This window comes from Salipiger mangrovisoli (genome assembly GCF_015223355.1).
Lineage (GTDB): Bacteria > Pseudomonadota > Alphaproteobacteria > Rhodobacterales > Rhodobacteraceae > Salipiger > Salipiger mangrovisoli.
This window is the reverse complement of the sequence record NZ_JADFFK010000001.1, coordinates 428,568-442,185: the sequence shown is the minus strand read 5'-3', so window position 1 is coordinate 442,185 and position 13,618 is coordinate 428,568. Positions and strand designations below refer to the sequence as shown.

The 13,618-nt window shown below is 66.0% G+C and carries 17 protein-coding genes; 6 read left to right on the top strand and 11 right to left on the bottom strand.

What is annotated here, in order from left to right; translation table 11 throughout:
- Positions 1–135: 135 nt before the first annotated feature.
- The 5 genes from IQ782_RS02145 to IQ782_RS02125 all read left to right on the top strand — a co-directional run bounded on the left by IQ782_RS02145 (position 136) and on the right by IQ782_RS02125 (position 4,144).
- Positions 136–474, top strand: a complete 339-nt coding sequence (locus IQ782_RS02145) for a P-II family nitrogen regulator (protein ID WP_108965157.1) — start codon at positions 136–138, stop codon at positions 472–474.
- 100 nt (positions 475–574) lie between these two features.
- Complete coding sequence (glnA, locus tag IQ782_RS02140; protein WP_194132948.1) at positions 575–1,981, top strand: type I glutamate--ammonia ligase; 1,407 nt, start codon at positions 575–577, stop codon at positions 1,979–1,981.
- 142 nt (positions 1,982–2,123) lie between these two features.
- Positions 2,124–2,348, top strand: a complete 225-nt coding sequence (locus IQ782_RS02135) for a hypothetical protein (RefSeq protein WP_194132947.1) — start codon at positions 2,124–2,126, stop codon at positions 2,346–2,348.
- 132 nt (positions 2,349–2,480) lie between these two features.
- The gene (locus IQ782_RS02130) at positions 2,481–3,287 is read left to right on the top strand and encodes a lytic murein transglycosylase (protein WP_194132946.1); all 807 of its coding nucleotides are present in this window, start codon (positions 2,481–2,483) and stop codon (positions 3,285–3,287) included.
- Between the two features lie 131 nt (positions 3,288–3,418).
- On the top strand, positions 3,419–4,144 hold the full coding sequence (locus IQ782_RS02125) for a hypothetical protein (protein WP_194132945.1): 726 nt from the start codon (positions 3,419–3,421) through the stop codon (positions 4,142–4,144).
- On the opposite strand, the gene IQ782_RS02120 is transcribed toward IQ782_RS02125, so the two are convergent.
- The 11 genes from IQ782_RS02120 to yajC all read right to left on the bottom strand — a co-directional run bounded on the left by IQ782_RS02120 (position 4,141) and on the right by yajC (position 12,095).
- Positions 4,141–4,872, bottom strand: coding sequence for a heme-dependent oxidative N-demethylase family protein (locus IQ782_RS02120; protein WP_194132944.1), 732 nt, complete (start codon positions 4,870–4,872; stop codon positions 4,141–4,143). The two genes, IQ782_RS02125 and IQ782_RS02120, sit on opposite strands and share 4 nt — an antisense overlap.
- Before the next feature lie 5 nt (positions 4,873–4,877).
- Positions 4,878–5,417 carry an NUDIX hydrolase gene (locus tag IQ782_RS02115; RefSeq protein WP_240989026.1) on the bottom strand — a complete coding sequence of 180 codons (540 nt, stop codon included), beginning with the start codon at positions 5,415–5,417 and terminating at the stop codon, positions 4,878–4,880.
- Positions 5,418–5,504: 87 nt separating this feature from the next.
- A complete protein-coding gene (locus IQ782_RS02110; RefSeq protein WP_240989025.1) occupies positions 5,505–6,056 on the bottom strand; it encodes a DsbE family thiol:disulfide interchange protein in 552 nt (183 codons plus the stop codon).
- Positions 6,049–6,207 carry a heme exporter protein CcmD gene (ccmD, locus tag IQ782_RS02105; RefSeq protein ID WP_194132943.1) on the bottom strand — a complete coding sequence of 53 codons (159 nt, stop codon included), beginning with the start codon at positions 6,205–6,207 and terminating at the stop codon, positions 6,049–6,051. The genes IQ782_RS02110 and ccmD overlap by 8 nt, the downstream gene beginning before the upstream one ends.
- Positions 6,204–6,932 carry a heme ABC transporter permease gene (locus IQ782_RS02100; protein WP_194132942.1) on the bottom strand — a complete coding sequence of 243 codons (729 nt, stop codon included), beginning with the start codon at positions 6,930–6,932 and terminating at the stop codon, positions 6,204–6,206. Before IQ782_RS02100 ends, ccmD begins: the two co-directional genes overlap by 4 nt.
- An 81-nt stretch (positions 6,933–7,013) precedes the next feature.
- Positions 7,014–7,670 carry a heme exporter protein CcmB gene (gene ccmB / locus IQ782_RS02095; protein ID WP_066105998.1) on the bottom strand — a complete coding sequence of 219 codons (657 nt, stop codon included), beginning with the start codon at positions 7,668–7,670 and terminating at the stop codon, positions 7,014–7,016.
- Positions 7,667–8,281 (bottom strand): heme ABC exporter ATP-binding protein CcmA, encoded by a 615-nt coding sequence (gene ccmA, locus IQ782_RS02090; protein WP_194132941.1) that lies wholly within the window; start codon positions 8,279–8,281, stop codon positions 7,667–7,669. Before ccmA ends, ccmB begins: the two co-directional genes overlap by 4 nt.
- Positions 8,282–8,415: 134 nt before the next feature.
- Positions 8,416–8,769 carry an Mth938-like domain-containing protein gene (locus tag IQ782_RS02085; RefSeq protein WP_194132940.1) on the bottom strand — a complete coding sequence of 118 codons (354 nt, stop codon included), beginning with the start codon at positions 8,767–8,769 and terminating at the stop codon, positions 8,416–8,418.
- 379 nt (positions 8,770–9,148) lie between these two features.
- A complete protein-coding gene (gene secF, locus IQ782_RS02080; RefSeq protein WP_194132939.1) occupies positions 9,149–10,117 on the bottom strand; it encodes a protein translocase subunit SecF in 969 nt (322 codons plus the stop codon).
- A gap of 3 nt (positions 10,118–10,120) precedes the next feature.
- A complete protein-coding gene (secD, locus tag IQ782_RS02075; RefSeq protein WP_194132938.1) occupies positions 10,121–11,782 on the bottom strand; it encodes a protein translocase subunit SecD in 1,662 nt (553 codons plus the stop codon).
- A gap of 25 nt (positions 11,783–11,807) precedes the next feature.
- Positions 11,808–12,095 carry a preprotein translocase subunit YajC gene (gene yajC / locus IQ782_RS02070; RefSeq protein WP_092431329.1) on the bottom strand — a complete coding sequence of 96 codons (288 nt, stop codon included), beginning with the start codon at positions 12,093–12,095 and terminating at the stop codon, positions 11,808–11,810.
- 825 nt (positions 12,096–12,920) lie between these two features.
- On the opposite strand from yajC, the gene IQ782_RS02065 reads away from it, so the two are divergent.
- On the top strand, positions 12,921–13,610 hold the full coding sequence (locus tag IQ782_RS02065; RefSeq protein ID WP_194132937.1) for a trypsin-like serine peptidase: 690 nt from the start codon (positions 12,921–12,923) through the stop codon (positions 13,608–13,610).
- The last annotated feature ends 8 nt before the right edge of the window (positions 13,611–13,618 follow it).

Here is a 13,618-nt window from a genome sequence, read left to right as displayed (position 1 = left end):
GTGCGACTTGCACCAAAATTAACCACATGCCAAAAATCGCCTCATATTTCCCTGCCGGGAAACCCTATCCGATTGTCGGCGCCGATGAGAAGTGGTCTGGCAGGGTCCGACACGGGAACACGAGGAGACAGGGCCATGAAGAAGGTCGAGGCGATCATCAAGCCGTTCAAGCTCGACGAGGTTAAGGAAGCGCTGCAGGACGCAGGCATTCAAGGCCTCTCTGTGCTCGAAGTGAAAGGCTTCGGTCGTCAGAAAGGCCACACCGAGCTCTACCGGGGCGCGGAGTATGTGGTTGATTTTCTTCCGAAGGTGAAAATCGAAGTCGTCCTTGACGATGATCAGGTCGACGCCGCGATCGAGGCGATCATCTCTGCCGCCAAGACCGACAAGATCGGCGACGGCAAGATTTTCGTCAGCCCCATCGAGCAGGCCATCCGTATCCGCACCGGCGAATCCGGCTCCGACGCGCTCTGAGCCGAAACCGCCCTGCGCTGTCTTCCGCCCGCCGCCGGGACGGGGCGGAAGATCACACACCAGAACAAACCGGACCCAAGTACAGAAAGGGAAGAAGGGAATGAGCAAGGACGCAGTTCTCAAGCTTATTAAGGATGAGGACGTAGCCTACGTCGACATCCGCTTTACCGACCCGCGCGGCAAGCTCCAGCACGTGACCGTCATCGCCGACCTCGTCGACGAAGACTTCCTCGACGAAGGCTTCATGTTCGACGGCTCGTCGATCGCCGGCTGGAAGTCGATCGAAGCTTCCGACATGAAGCTCATGCCCGACACCGAAAGCGTCTACATCGACCCGTTCTACGCCGAGAAGACGCTCTGCATCCATTGCTCGGTGGTCGAGCCCGACACCGGCGAAGCCTACGACCGTGACCCGCGCGGCACCGCGATGAAGGCCGAAGCCTACCTGAAGTCCTCGGGCATCGGTGACTCGGCGTTCTTCGGCCCGGAAGCTGAATTCTTCCTGTTCGACGACGTGAAGTACTCGGTCGCCCCGAACAAGGTGTCCTACGAGGTCGACGCAGACCACGCCGCCTGGAACACCGACGCTGATTTCGAGATGGGCAACCTGGGCCACCGTCCGACCTACAAGGGCGGCTACTTCCCGGTGAACCCGATGGACGACGGCCAAGACATCCGTTCCGAGATGCTGTCGACCATGAAGCGCCTCGGCATGAAGGTCGACAAGCACCACCACGAAGTTGCGACCTCGCAGCACGAGTTGGGCCTGATCTTCGGCACGCTGACCAAGCAGGCCGACGAGCTGCAGAAGTACAAGTACGTCATCCACAACGTGGCACAGGCCTACGGCCGCTCGGCAACCTTCATGCCGAAGCCGATCAAGGGCGACAACGGCTCGGGCATGCACGTGAACATGTCGATCTGGAAGGACGGCAAGCCGCTCTTCGCAGGTGACAAGTATGCGGACCTGTCGCAGGAAGCGCTGTACTTCATCGGCGGCATCCTGAAGCACGCCAAGGCGCTGAACGCCTTCACCAACCCGGCGACCAACTCGTACAAGCGTCTGGTTCCGGGCTACGAAGCGCCCGTTCTGCGCGCCTACTCGGCACGCAACCGCTCGGGCTGCGTCCGTATTCCGTGGACCGAATCGCCGAAGGCAAAGCGTGTGGAAGCCCGCTTCCCCGACCCCTCGGCCAACCCCTACCTGTGCTTCGCAGCGCTCCTGATGGCCGGCCTCGACGGCATCAAGAACAAGATCGATCCGGGCGAAGCCATGGACAAGAACCTCTACGACCTTCCGCCGGAAGAGCTCGCAGAGATCCCGACCGTCTGCGGTTCGCTGCGTGAAGCGCTCACCGAGCTGGAAGCCGACATGGACTTCCTGCTGGCCGGCGACGTGTTCACCAAGAGCCAGGTCGAAGGCTACATCGCTCTGAAGATGGAAGAGCTGGAAGCCTACGAAATGACGCCGCACCCGGTCGAATTCGCGATGTACTACAGCTGCTGATCCCGCTTTCGCGGACAGCACGGAAAGGCGCCCCTCGGGGCGCCTTTTTCATGCCGGATTTCTGCCCTTCATTCTCCAGATTGCCTCAGGATTGTAGCCGCAGAGGGAATTTCTACCTCGCGAGACACAGAGGAATTTCAGTATGAACGAGGATTTCGCCCGTCATCTCGACACGGCTTCGCGGACTGCGCCAGCCGAGGGGCTGCGCGTGGCGCAGGGCGATCGCACCGTGCACGGTCCGAGCGACGACACGCGGGCGCGGCGGCGGCGAACCCAGCGCCTTGTGCTTCTGAGCCTCAGCGTCGTCACGCTCTTCTCGCTGGCGGGCATGATCATCACGCGCGCGATGGAGATCGCCTCGCTCTGACTAGGGGCCAGTTGACCCCGCGGCATCCGGCAGACTCCCGCCTCGTGACCGTGCGTCTGTCCGCCCTCCCTTTCCGCACAGGGGTCGGCGCACTACCTTGCTGCGGCACATGCGTTTGTTCGGAGTCCCAAAATGCGTCGCACCCTATTGAACTTCTTTGCGGCAGCCACGCTGTCCCTGTCCGCCGGAGCTGCCGTCGCAGCAAGCTGCGGCAACACGGCCTCTGGCTTCGATGCATGGAAACGCGAATTTGCCGCCGAGGCGCAGCGCGCCGGCGTCGGGCAGCGCGGGATCGATGCGCTGATGAGCGCGCCCTACTCAAGCTACACGATCAAGGTCGATCGCAGCCAGAAAGGCGTGAAATACCCGCTGGATGAGTTCATCCGCATCCGTCTCGGCTCGGTGGACGGATTCGCGGCGCAGGTCCGCAAGCGCCGCGCCCAGAATCCGCAGTTCTTCAACGCCATCGAGCAGCGCTATGGCGTACCCGCGGGAATTCTCCTGGCGATCCACGGCATGGAAACCGGCTTCGGGCGCACCATGGGCAACGTGCCGGTGATTTCCTCGATCAGCACCGTTGCCTATGACTGCCGCCGCGCGTCCTTCTTCACGCCGCATGCGATCGCCGCGCTGAAGATGGTGGACAAGGGCATGCTCTCGCCGAACCAGCAGGGCGCGGCCCATGGCGAACTCGGGCATACCCAGTTCCTGCCCGGCAACGCGCTCCGCTACGGCGTGGACGGAAACGGCGACGGTCGGGTCGATTTCTACAACCAGTTCGACGCGCTGGCCTCGACCGCCAACTACCTGCGCCAGATGGGCTGGCAGCCAGGCCAGCCCTATGGCGAAGGCACCGCGAACTTCCGCGTGCTGAACGAATGGAACGCCGCGACCGTCTACCAGCAGGCCATCGCGCTGGTTGCCCAGAAAGTCGGGTGATTCAATCCTCTGCAACTCGGGGTGGTCCGATTTTATTCAGATCGCCCATCCCGAGACCCGTTTGAGACAAAGTTCCTCCTCATTTGGCGCGCAAGACTGGCGTCAAAAGACGTTTCAGAAGGAACACGAGGATGACGGGCAAAGCCCCCTACGCGGCCCTCTACCTGCCCGACACGCCAGCGCCGGACCTCGTCCAGCTGCTCAAGACAGCCGGCAAGACCTTGCTGGCGCTCGACAACAGCTCCGGGCGGCCGCTTCTGGTGTCCCGGCGCCGGCTTGCGCTGATGGGTGACTGCATGGGGCTGTGCCTGACCCATTTCGACGGCAAGCGGGGTACACCGCGGATCGTGCTGCGCGTCCTGAGCCGCGAAGGCGGCCTGGCACGCGGACCCAAGGCCATTGCCCTGCTTCTGGAAGCGGTGCGCCGTCTTTCCCCGCTCTGCGCCGCCACCGAGATCGAGTGGCTCTCGCCCCGCACCCGGCTTGCCCCGAACACCCTGCCCGACCAGCTCAACCGCGCCCCCCGCAAGCGGCTCGCACCGATCGACCCCGAGGCCGAAAAGCTTCTGTCCGAGGGCATCCGCCACGCCATGGCCTCAACGCTGGCTGCGCCCTCGGCTCCGGGCGCCGGGCTGCCGGCGGTTCTGCCGCAGAACGATCCCGCACGCACGCGGCTCAGCCTTGCCGCCTGGATCATGACCGGACTGGTCGGCATGCTCAGCTTTCCGGTCGCCATCGTCCTGGCTGCCATCGGCCTGCGGCGCGGGATGGATTTCCGCTTCGCAACGCAAATCCTGAGCCTGACCGTCCTGGCGGTGTCGCTGCGCGACGCCGGGTTGCTGCCGCTTCCGATCTAGGGCGTATCCGGCCCCCGCGCGATGACATAGGTGTGGATCGAGAACACCACTGCCTGCGTCTCCGGCAACCGCAGCAGGCATTGCCGCTCCGAGCGCAGGTACGGGGCGGTTGCCGGGTTGGCGCGGTCGGCGTTGCTGCGCCGCGGTCCGGGCTGGAACAGCGCCGGATTGTCGTGGAACAGCCGGTTCACCCGCACCAGCGGCTTGCCCGGCCGAATCCCGTCGAAGAGCCGCTGTACCCGCCGCCCGATATTCTCGTCATACTCCGGGATCGGAACGTGGATGATGCTGAGCGGGCGCGAGACCTTGTCCGCCAGACGCCATCCCGCCGGGAAGCAGAGCACCGCGCCGGTCAGCACATGCTCGTCGCCGCGCTTCTGAAGCAGGCAGAGATCCTCCTGCACCAACACCCCCAGCGTGCCCATCGGATCCTGCCGGTCGAGCGTGACCTGCACCCCATCGGGGCGTGTCACCACCTCTCCCGTGCGCGCGAATCCGCCAGGCAGATGCGCCAGCACGACCTCCAGCAGTTCCTGCGCCGCCGCCATGGCCTCCGGCTCGATCGCCAGCACCGCCTCGCGCTGCGTGGACAGCAGGCGCGCGCGCTCGGCCATCTGCTCGGCGTAGGCATCGTCGACCTTGAGCCAGGACGACGGATCGAGCGGTGCGATGCCCGGCAGCGGTTTCATCTCGGTCAGGTCATAGGGAATCCGTGCCTGCAGGATCATTCTCGTCACTCTCCGCTCTCGGCCCTCCAGAGGGGCAACTTCTCGCGCAGCACGCAGACCGAGCGCTGCGGCGCGTAGCGCGGCAGATCGTCCAGCGCCACCCAGTGAAGGTCGTGTGATTCCTCGTTGCCAAGCAAGGGCTTCGCTGGGTCAGCCTCGAAGAGAAAGCGCAGATCGTAGTGAAAATGCGCAGGCGCGTCGCCGCGCGCGGGGATTTGGTGGATGTCGATGTCGAAAAGCCCGTCCGACAGCAGCCGCGCGCGCAGGCCGGTCTCCTCGAAGACCTCGCGCGCCGCCACGCCCGCGATATCCGCATCGCCGTCGCAATGGCCTCCCGGCTGCAGCCAGCGGCCCAGCTTGGCATGGTGCATCAGCAGCGTGAAGCCGCGGCAGGGCGAGACGACGAAACCCGAACCGGTCACATGATCGTGCCGCGGGTCGCGGCCGTAGGGATCGGGCACCCGGTCCAGAAGCGCCGCCAGCGCGGCGCGGTTCTCGCGGTCCCGCGCGTCGCGCAGCACCATCCTCCATGGCAGATCAGCCATTCCGACCCTCGCATGGCAAGGCCGGAGGCGATGCCCCCGGCCCTTCATTGTTCCCCAAATACGCAATCCCGCCCGGGCCACGCAGTGTCACGGCTCGAGGTCGCGCCCCAGCGCCTTCTCCAGCGCCGGCAGGAAATCCTCGGTGTAGAGCGTGCCGGCCAGCGGACCGACGTGCTTGTGCAGCACCGTGCCGTCGCCGCTCAGGATGAAGGTCTCGGGCGGACCGGTGACGCCCCATTCGATCGCTGCGCGCCCCTGCGGGTCGTAGGGCACGCCGATGAAGGGCGAGCCGTCCTCGGTCAGGTAGCCCGAGGCGGCGCCGGTCTTGTCCTTGTAGTTCACACCCACGATGCGCACGCCCTGCTCCTGCAGGTGCAGCAGAACGGGGTGCTCGGCGCGGCAGGGCGGGCACCAGCTGGCCCAGAAGTTCACCACCGTCACCTCGCCGCTGCGCAGGTCGGCGTCGGAGGCGGCCGGGAAGCCTTCGAGCGTTTCCGGCGGCAGGCCCGGCGCGGGCTTGCCGAGGAAGGTCGAGGGCAGCGTGTTCGGATCGCCGCGCTGCATGCCGAAATAGGCCATCACCGCGAAGGCGGCGAAGAGCACCGGCGGGATCACCATCAGCGGCGAGATCTTAGCCATGGCGCTTCACCCTTTCCTCGACCTTGTCCAGCTCGGCGCGGACGCGGCGCGCGCGGCGCAGGCTCAACGACACGAGCACGATGATCAGCCCGAGGCTCACCCCGTAGGAGGCCAGCACGGCAAAGGCGTATTTCCCCAGATCGGGCATCATGTCCGGCTCTCCCGTGCCAGAAGCGCGCGCGTGCGGCGGGCGCGGATTTCGGTCTGCGTGCGCAGGAAGACCAGCGCCACGAAGAGCAGCACGAAGCCCGCGATGCAGACCAGCAGCGGGTACCAGAAGACGTCGGCGACGTTTTCTTCCTTGTCGAGCGACAGCGAGGCCCCCTGGTGCAGCCCCTGGTTCCAGAACAGCACCGCGTAGCGCGACAGCAGCGCGAAGACCGAGCCGACGAGGCAGAGGATCGAGGTGAGATCGGCGGCGGTGTCGTCATTCTCGATCGCCGACCAGAGCGCCATGTAGCCGAGGTAGAAGAGGAACAGGATCAGGAACGACGTGAGGCGCGGGTCCCAGGCCCACCAGGTGCCCCACATCGGCTGGCCCCAGAGCGCCCCGGTGGCCAGCGCGATCACCGTGAAGATCGCTCCCACGGGCGCCGCCGCGCGCGCTGCCAGCGCCGAGACGTGGTGGCGGCGGACGATCCAGATCAGCGAGGCGACCAGCATCATGATCCAGGCATTGATCGCCATCAGTGCCGCGGGCACATGCAGGTAGATGATCTTCACCGTCGCACCCTGACGGTAGTCGTCGGGGGTGAAGAAATAGCCCCAGACCAACCCGGTCACGAGGCACAGCACCGCCGCGACCGACACCCAGGGCAGGATGCGGTCGGTGGTGCGGATGAACTTCACCGGATTGGCGTATTCCCAGATCGACATGCGGCTCCCCTAGCCCAGCTCGCGGCTTTTTACACTTCAAATATTCGGCAGGGGCAATGCTTGCCGCTGCCCTGCGGCCTCTCAGCGCAGGTTGATCCGCAGCACCGCAGCGCTGGCGAAGGGCAGCAGCGCCAGCGTGCCGAAGCTGATCCCCGCCAGCATCAGCAGCGGCGTCTGCACCGCCAGCCCCTCGGCCCCGCGCCGCGCCACCTCTGCGCCGAAGATCAGCGTCGGCACGTAGAGCGGCAGCACGAGGATCGACAGCAGCAGCCCGCCCCGCTTCAGCCCGACGGTCAGCGCCGCGCCGAAGGTGCCGATGACCGACAGCGCCGGGGTGCCGAGCGCGAGCGAGACCAGCACCCAGAGATAGCCCGAGGGCGGCAGGCTCAGCAGCACGCCGAGCGCCGGCGCGGCCAGAACCAGCGGCAGGCCGGTGGTGATCCAATGGGCGAGCGCCTTGATGGTGACGATGCCCTCCATCGGCAGCGGCGCGGTGGCCAAGAGGTCGAGCGAGCCGTCCTCCCAGTCGAGCGCGAAGATGCGGTCGAGCGACAGCAGGCAGGCCAGCAGCGCGCCGATCCAAAGCACACCGGGCGCGATGCGGCTCAGAAGCCCGGTCTCGGGACCCACGCCGAAGGGGATCAGCACGGTGACGATCAGGAAGAAGGCAAGGCCGAGGCCAAAGCCCCCGCCCGCCCGGACCGCAAGCCGCAAGTCCCTGAGAAGCAGCGCGATCACAGGAAGGCCTCGTCTTCCAGCGAGACCCGCGGCGCGGCCTTGAAGGGGGTCACGTCAAGGACCTCCGCCTCGTTTAGGCCGAGGTCGATATGGGTCGCGAGCAGCGCCGAGCCACCCTCGGCCAGATGCCCTCTCACCGCCTCGGCAAAGCGCGCCACCGAGGCCGTGTCGAGCGATACGGTGGGCTCGTCCAGCACCCAGACCAGGCGTGCGGTGACCATCAGGCGCGCCAGTCCCAGCCGCCGCTTCTGCCCGGCCGAAAGCGTGGCTGCGGGACGGTCCTCAAGCCCGCGCAGATCGAAGGCGTCGAGCGCCGGCTCGATGTCCGATTGCGCAAAGACCTGCGCCCAGAAGCGCAGGTTCTCGGTCACCGTCAGCATGGACTTCAGCCCGTCTGAATGGGCAGCGTAGGCGATGCGCTCGCCCGCGCCTTCGATCGTGCCGCCAAAGGCCGGTTGCAGCCCGGCAATGGTGCGCAGCAGCGTGGTCTTGCCCGAGCCATTCGGCCCGCGAAGCACGAGCGCGCGTCCGGGGGCGAGCGTGAAGCTCAGCCCCTCGAGCACGGGCACGCCGCCCCGGCCCACGGCGAGATCGCGAACAGTCATTGTCATGCCCTCGGCTTACCCCAGCCGGATGGTCCGGGGAAGCGCGAAAGCCGCGCCGCGACAAGCTGTTGCAGGAGAATGGCTGGTCCGGCGCGGGCCCGCGGGCGAGGCCGGACTGGCTGCGTTGCGAGGATCGCTCGTCAGACCGGCATGGCAGCGAGAGCGACCCGGCGACCCTCGCCCAGCAGCACGTTGTAGGTGCGGCAGGCCGACGGAGAGTTCATGACCTCGACCCCGACGCCGGCTGCCTCGAGCCGGGCCGTCAGCGTCTTCGGCAGCAGCGCGATGTCGCCGCCGGTGCCGACGAACAGCACGTCGATCTTGCCCGCGAGCGAGACCAGCGTGTCCTCGTCGGACAGCCCCGCCCAGGGCATCATGCCCTCGGGAGAGATGCAGACGCCGCCATCGACGGGCCTGCCACCGACGCGAAAGAAGCCGGGGCCGTAGCCTTCGACCGGCATCGCGTCGCTGAAGTTGATTTCATTCATTCGCATGGTGCTTCCCCTAGTCCCACACATGGCCCCCATCGGGCCGCCCAAGGCGGTCCGCGGGCCCCAAGACCGCGCAAGGCGCAGCGCCCTGCACCCCCTCCCAAAAAGATGCAGAAGCGGCCTATGCCGCGCTGCGGCAGCATAAGACAGAAATGTGAAAAATCAAAAGCTATTTGCCCGACACAGCATTCCACCCGCCATCCTGAGCGGGTGGCGGCGCCGTCGTGGGAGGATCACCGTAACGCCGATATGCGAAAGCAACAAAGCCCTAGACTTTCGTCTAGGGCTTTGTCCGTGAAGATGCCCAAGAACCGGGCAGATGACCCCTGACGCACGAGGCGCGCCGGTGGGAACTGCTGCGCTCCCGCGCCTCGTGTCAGGCTCAGACGCTGCTGCCGTTCTTCTTTGCCTCGGCCTCGGCCTCGGGCTTGGACCAGTCGCGCTTGACGCCGAGCCAGAGCAGGATCGACGAGGCGACGAAGACCGAGGAATAGGTGCCGACAAAGACACCCCAGATCATCGCGAAGACGAAGCCGCGGATCACGTCTCCCCCCAGCGCAAACAGCGCGAAGAGCGCCAGCAGCGTGGTGAAGGAGGTCATGAAGGTCCGGCTCAGTGTCTCGTTGATCGAGAGGTTCAGCACTTCCTTGAGATCGGTCTTCTTGTACTTGATCAGGTTCTCGCGGACCCGGTCGAAGACCACCACGGTGTCGTTGAGCGAATAGCCGACGATGGTCAGCAGCGCCGCGATGGTGGTCAGGTCGAACTTCATCTGAAGCTCGGAGAAAACGCCGATCGTCAGGATCACGTCATGCACCAGCGCCAGCACCGCGCCGAGCGCGAACTGCCACTCGAAGCGCAGCCAGATGTAGACCAGCACCGCGGCGATCGACAGCACCACGGCCTCGACCGCGGTCCAGACCAGCTCGCCCGAAACCTTGGGGCCGACCGATTCCACCGAGACGAACTCGATGTCCGGCGAGACGCCTTGCAGCGCCGCCTCGACCGCGCTGATGGTCTCGGGGGTCACCGCCTCGGCCTCGTCCTGCGCCTGAATGCGCACCATGGCGACGTTCTGGTCCGGCCCGAAGGACGGATCGAACACTTCCGAGATGACCACATCGCCCAGCCCCAGCGCGCCGAGCGCGTCGCGGTAGGCGCCCACGTCCACCGCCTCGGTGCTCTGCGTGCGGATCGTGGTGCCGCCGCGGAAGTCGATGCCGTAGTTGAGCCCGCGCACGCCGAAGCTGACCAGCGCCAGCACGATCATCAGGCCGGAGATGCCCAGCCAGACCTTCCAGCGCTTGAAGAAGTCGAAGCTCGTATTGTCGGGAATGACACGAAGACGCATGGCTCAGACCTCGATGGTTTTGGGACGGCGGCGCTCGAACCACATCGCGATCAGCAGCCGGGTGACGAAGATCGCGGTGAAGACCGAGGTGACGATGCCGAGGCCGAGGGTGATGGCGAAGCCGCGCACCGGACCCGAGCCCATGACATAGAGGATGATCGCCGTGATGATGGTGGTGATGTTGGCGTCGACGATCGCCGACAGCGCCTTTTCGTAGCCGAGCTCGATGGCGCGGGCCGGACCGCGCGCGGTCTTCAGCTCCTCGCGGATACGCTCGAAGATCAGCACGTTCGCGTCCACCGCCATACCCACGGTCAGCACGATGCCGGCGATGCCGGGCAGCGTCAGCGTGGCCCCGATCAGCGACAGCAGGCCGAAGATCAGGCCGATGTTGATGATCAGCGCGACATTGGCGAAGATCCCGAACAGGCCGTAGCTCGCCCACATGAAGCCGAGCACCGCGACGAAGGCGACGCCGGTTGCCAGCTTGCCCGCGTCGATGCTGTCCTGCCCCAGCTCCGGACCGATGGTCCGTTCCTCGAGGAAGTCGAGCCCGGCGGGCAGCGCGCCGGCGCGCAGCAGCACGGCAAGGTTGGTCGACTCCTCGACGGTGAAGTTGCCGGTGATGATGCCCGAGCCGCCGGGAATGTGGCTCTGGATCACCGGGGCCGAGATCACCTCGTCGTCGAGCACGATGGCGAAGGGCGAGCCGATGTTGGCCGCGGTATAGTCGCCGAACTTGCGCGCACCGCTCGGGTTGAAGCGGAAGGTCACCGCAGGACGGCCGTTCTGGTCAAAGCTCGGCTGGCTGTCGGTCAGCTCTTCGCCGGTCACCACGGGCGCCTGCTCGAGCACGTAGAAAGCACCCTCCTCGTTCATCGCGGGCAGCAGCTCGTTGCCGGTGCCGGGGGTGGTGTCGGCATTGGTGGTGCGGCTGACCACCGGCTGGAAGGTCAGCTGGGCGGTGGTGCCGATGATGTCCTTGAGCTCTGCCGCCGAGCCGATGCCCGGCACCTGGATCAGGATGCGGTCGTTGCCCTGGCGCTGGATCGTCGGCTCGCGGGTGCCGACCTCGTCGATGCGGCGGCGGATGATTTCCAGCGACTGCTGCATGGTCCGCTCGTCGGTGGCCTGCTTCTCGGCCTCCGAGAGGGTCACGACGATCTCGTCGCCCTGCCCCGCGACCTGCAGGTCGTTGGAGCCGGCGCCGGTCAGCGATGTCACCGGACGCGCAAGACCGCGCACCAGCTCAAGCGCACGGGCCATGCCGTCGGGGTTGGAGATGCGCACGCGCAGCTCGCCCGCCGGAGAGGGCTGCAGGCGGATGGTGCCGACCGTCTCACGCTCGGGGCGCAGGATGTCGCGCACGTCGGGCCAGAGCGCCTCGAGCCGCGAGGCGTAGACATCGGCGACCTTCACCTCGGCCAGAAGATGCGCGCCGCCGCGCAGGTCGAGGCCGAGGTTGACCAGCCCCGAGGGCAGCCAGCTCGGCCAGCTCGCTGCGGCCGCCTCACGCTCGGGTGTGGCACCCGATTTCTCGATGGCGGCCACAGCGTCGTTGTGGGATTCTACTTTATTGTAGAACAGGTTAGGGCTGGCCAAGGCCAGCCCTACGATCACGAGCGCCCAGATGGTCAGGCGTTTCCAAAGATCGATCTGAAGCATTGTCTGGGGCGCTTTCGCGTTGGGATCAGGACTCGGCGGGCTCGGTCTTCGACAGGACCTGTGCGACGGTGCTCTGGATCACGCGGACCTTGACGCCTTCGGCGATCTCGACCTCGACCTCGCCGCCTTCCTTGACCTTGACGACCTTGCCGATCAGGCCGCCCTGGGTGACGATCTGGTCGCCCCGGCGCAGCGCGCTGACCATCTTCTGGTGCTCTTTCACCTTCTTCTGCTGCGGGCGGATCAGCAGGAAATACATGATGCCGAAGATCAGGATCAGGGGGACGAACTGGGCGACTGCGCTGCCATCCATGGGCGGGCTCCTCTTTGTGTCTATGGGGGCTCCCCCCCGCAAAATTTGGCCGGAACCTATGTGCGATCCTCCGCCGATGCAAGGCGCGATGGTCGTGATCACATCCCGTGCAAGGGGGGATGGACGGAGCAGGCACAGGCGTGTGCGTGATGGACGCTGGGGAAAGCGACGGGCAGCACGTCTGGAACGAGAGGCGCCGCCGCGCCGGGCGTCTCGCCAGTCGTGAAAGCTCTGCTCCGAATTCTTGACCTTCCACGCGATCCGGCCATTGCTGCGCCGATCCAGAACCGCCGCGGAAACAGCCGAAGGCGACCATAAAGACATCGGCCTCGCGAACCCGAGCAGTCCGTCATCGCCTGGCCGCGGCATGCCTTCATGAACGAGTTTCCGTTTCAGGAAGCCGTAGCTCTACTGAACGTAGCCCGTCCCGGTCAAAGCCTTGAAGCTCTTCCAGAACGATGAACTCTCCGTCCTTTTAGACGGCCGCGGCGAACGCAAACGCCCCTGCGGTCCACGTCTTCACGGCGCTTGAGGTCTGCGAAAGATCAAACGCCGCCGAGAAGTACCACTCCGGTCCAGTCGCGAAGGCCTGCAGGCAACAGGCCACCGGGCCTGTCGTCCGCCGAAAGCAGCTCAATCTTTCGCCCGAAACTTTGCTCTGACCTCAAGACCCATTCTCTTCACCCGCCAAGTGAAGCACAGCTTCTCTGGCAGCAGTCGCGCAGGTGGTTTCATGTGCTTTTTTCAATGCGGCCAATTAAATACCTGCGCATAATCATTCAATTCAGGGTTCCAAAAAGAGCTTCCAGCGGCAAACGATCTCCCATGCGCCTCCTCCTCGCCCTCCTCCTCCTCGCCCAACCCGCCGCGGCGCAGGACCTTCCGCCCCTCCCCCCGGAGGACCACGCGCAGTTCACCGCCATCGGCCGGGTCAACACCCGCGGCTACAACCGGCGCGGCATGTGCTCCGGCACGCTCATCGCACCCGCCCTCGTGCTCACCGCAGCGCATTGCGTGGCCGGGCCGGAGGGCGATCCGGTGCGCCCGGAGCGGCTGCATTTCGTTGCCGGATGGTTCGGTGGCAGCTACGCCGATCATGCCGATGTCGCCTCCTACGAGGTGCACCCCGATGCCTACGAGGACCACCGGCTCGACATCGAGCACGACCTTGCCCTGATCACCCTCGCCCGCCCGCTGGACATCGCGCCGCTGACCCTTGGCAGCATCTCCGCCCCGCCCTTCGCCCTCGTCGGCTACCACGACCTGCGGCCCAACCGGCTCTCGGCGCGCTTCGACTGCGACGGCGCGCGGGACCATGCGCTGCTGCGCCTCGACTGCCCCGTGCGGCCCGGCAACTCCGGCGGGCCGGTGATGGTGCGGGAGGGTGACGCAGCCGAGGCCCCGTGGCGCGTGATCGGCGTTGTCAGCGCCACCAATGCGCGCAGCAGCCTCGCCGTGCCGGTGGATGAATGGCTGCGCGCGCGTCTTACGCGCGGCGCCCTCTACACTCCCTGAGCGATTCA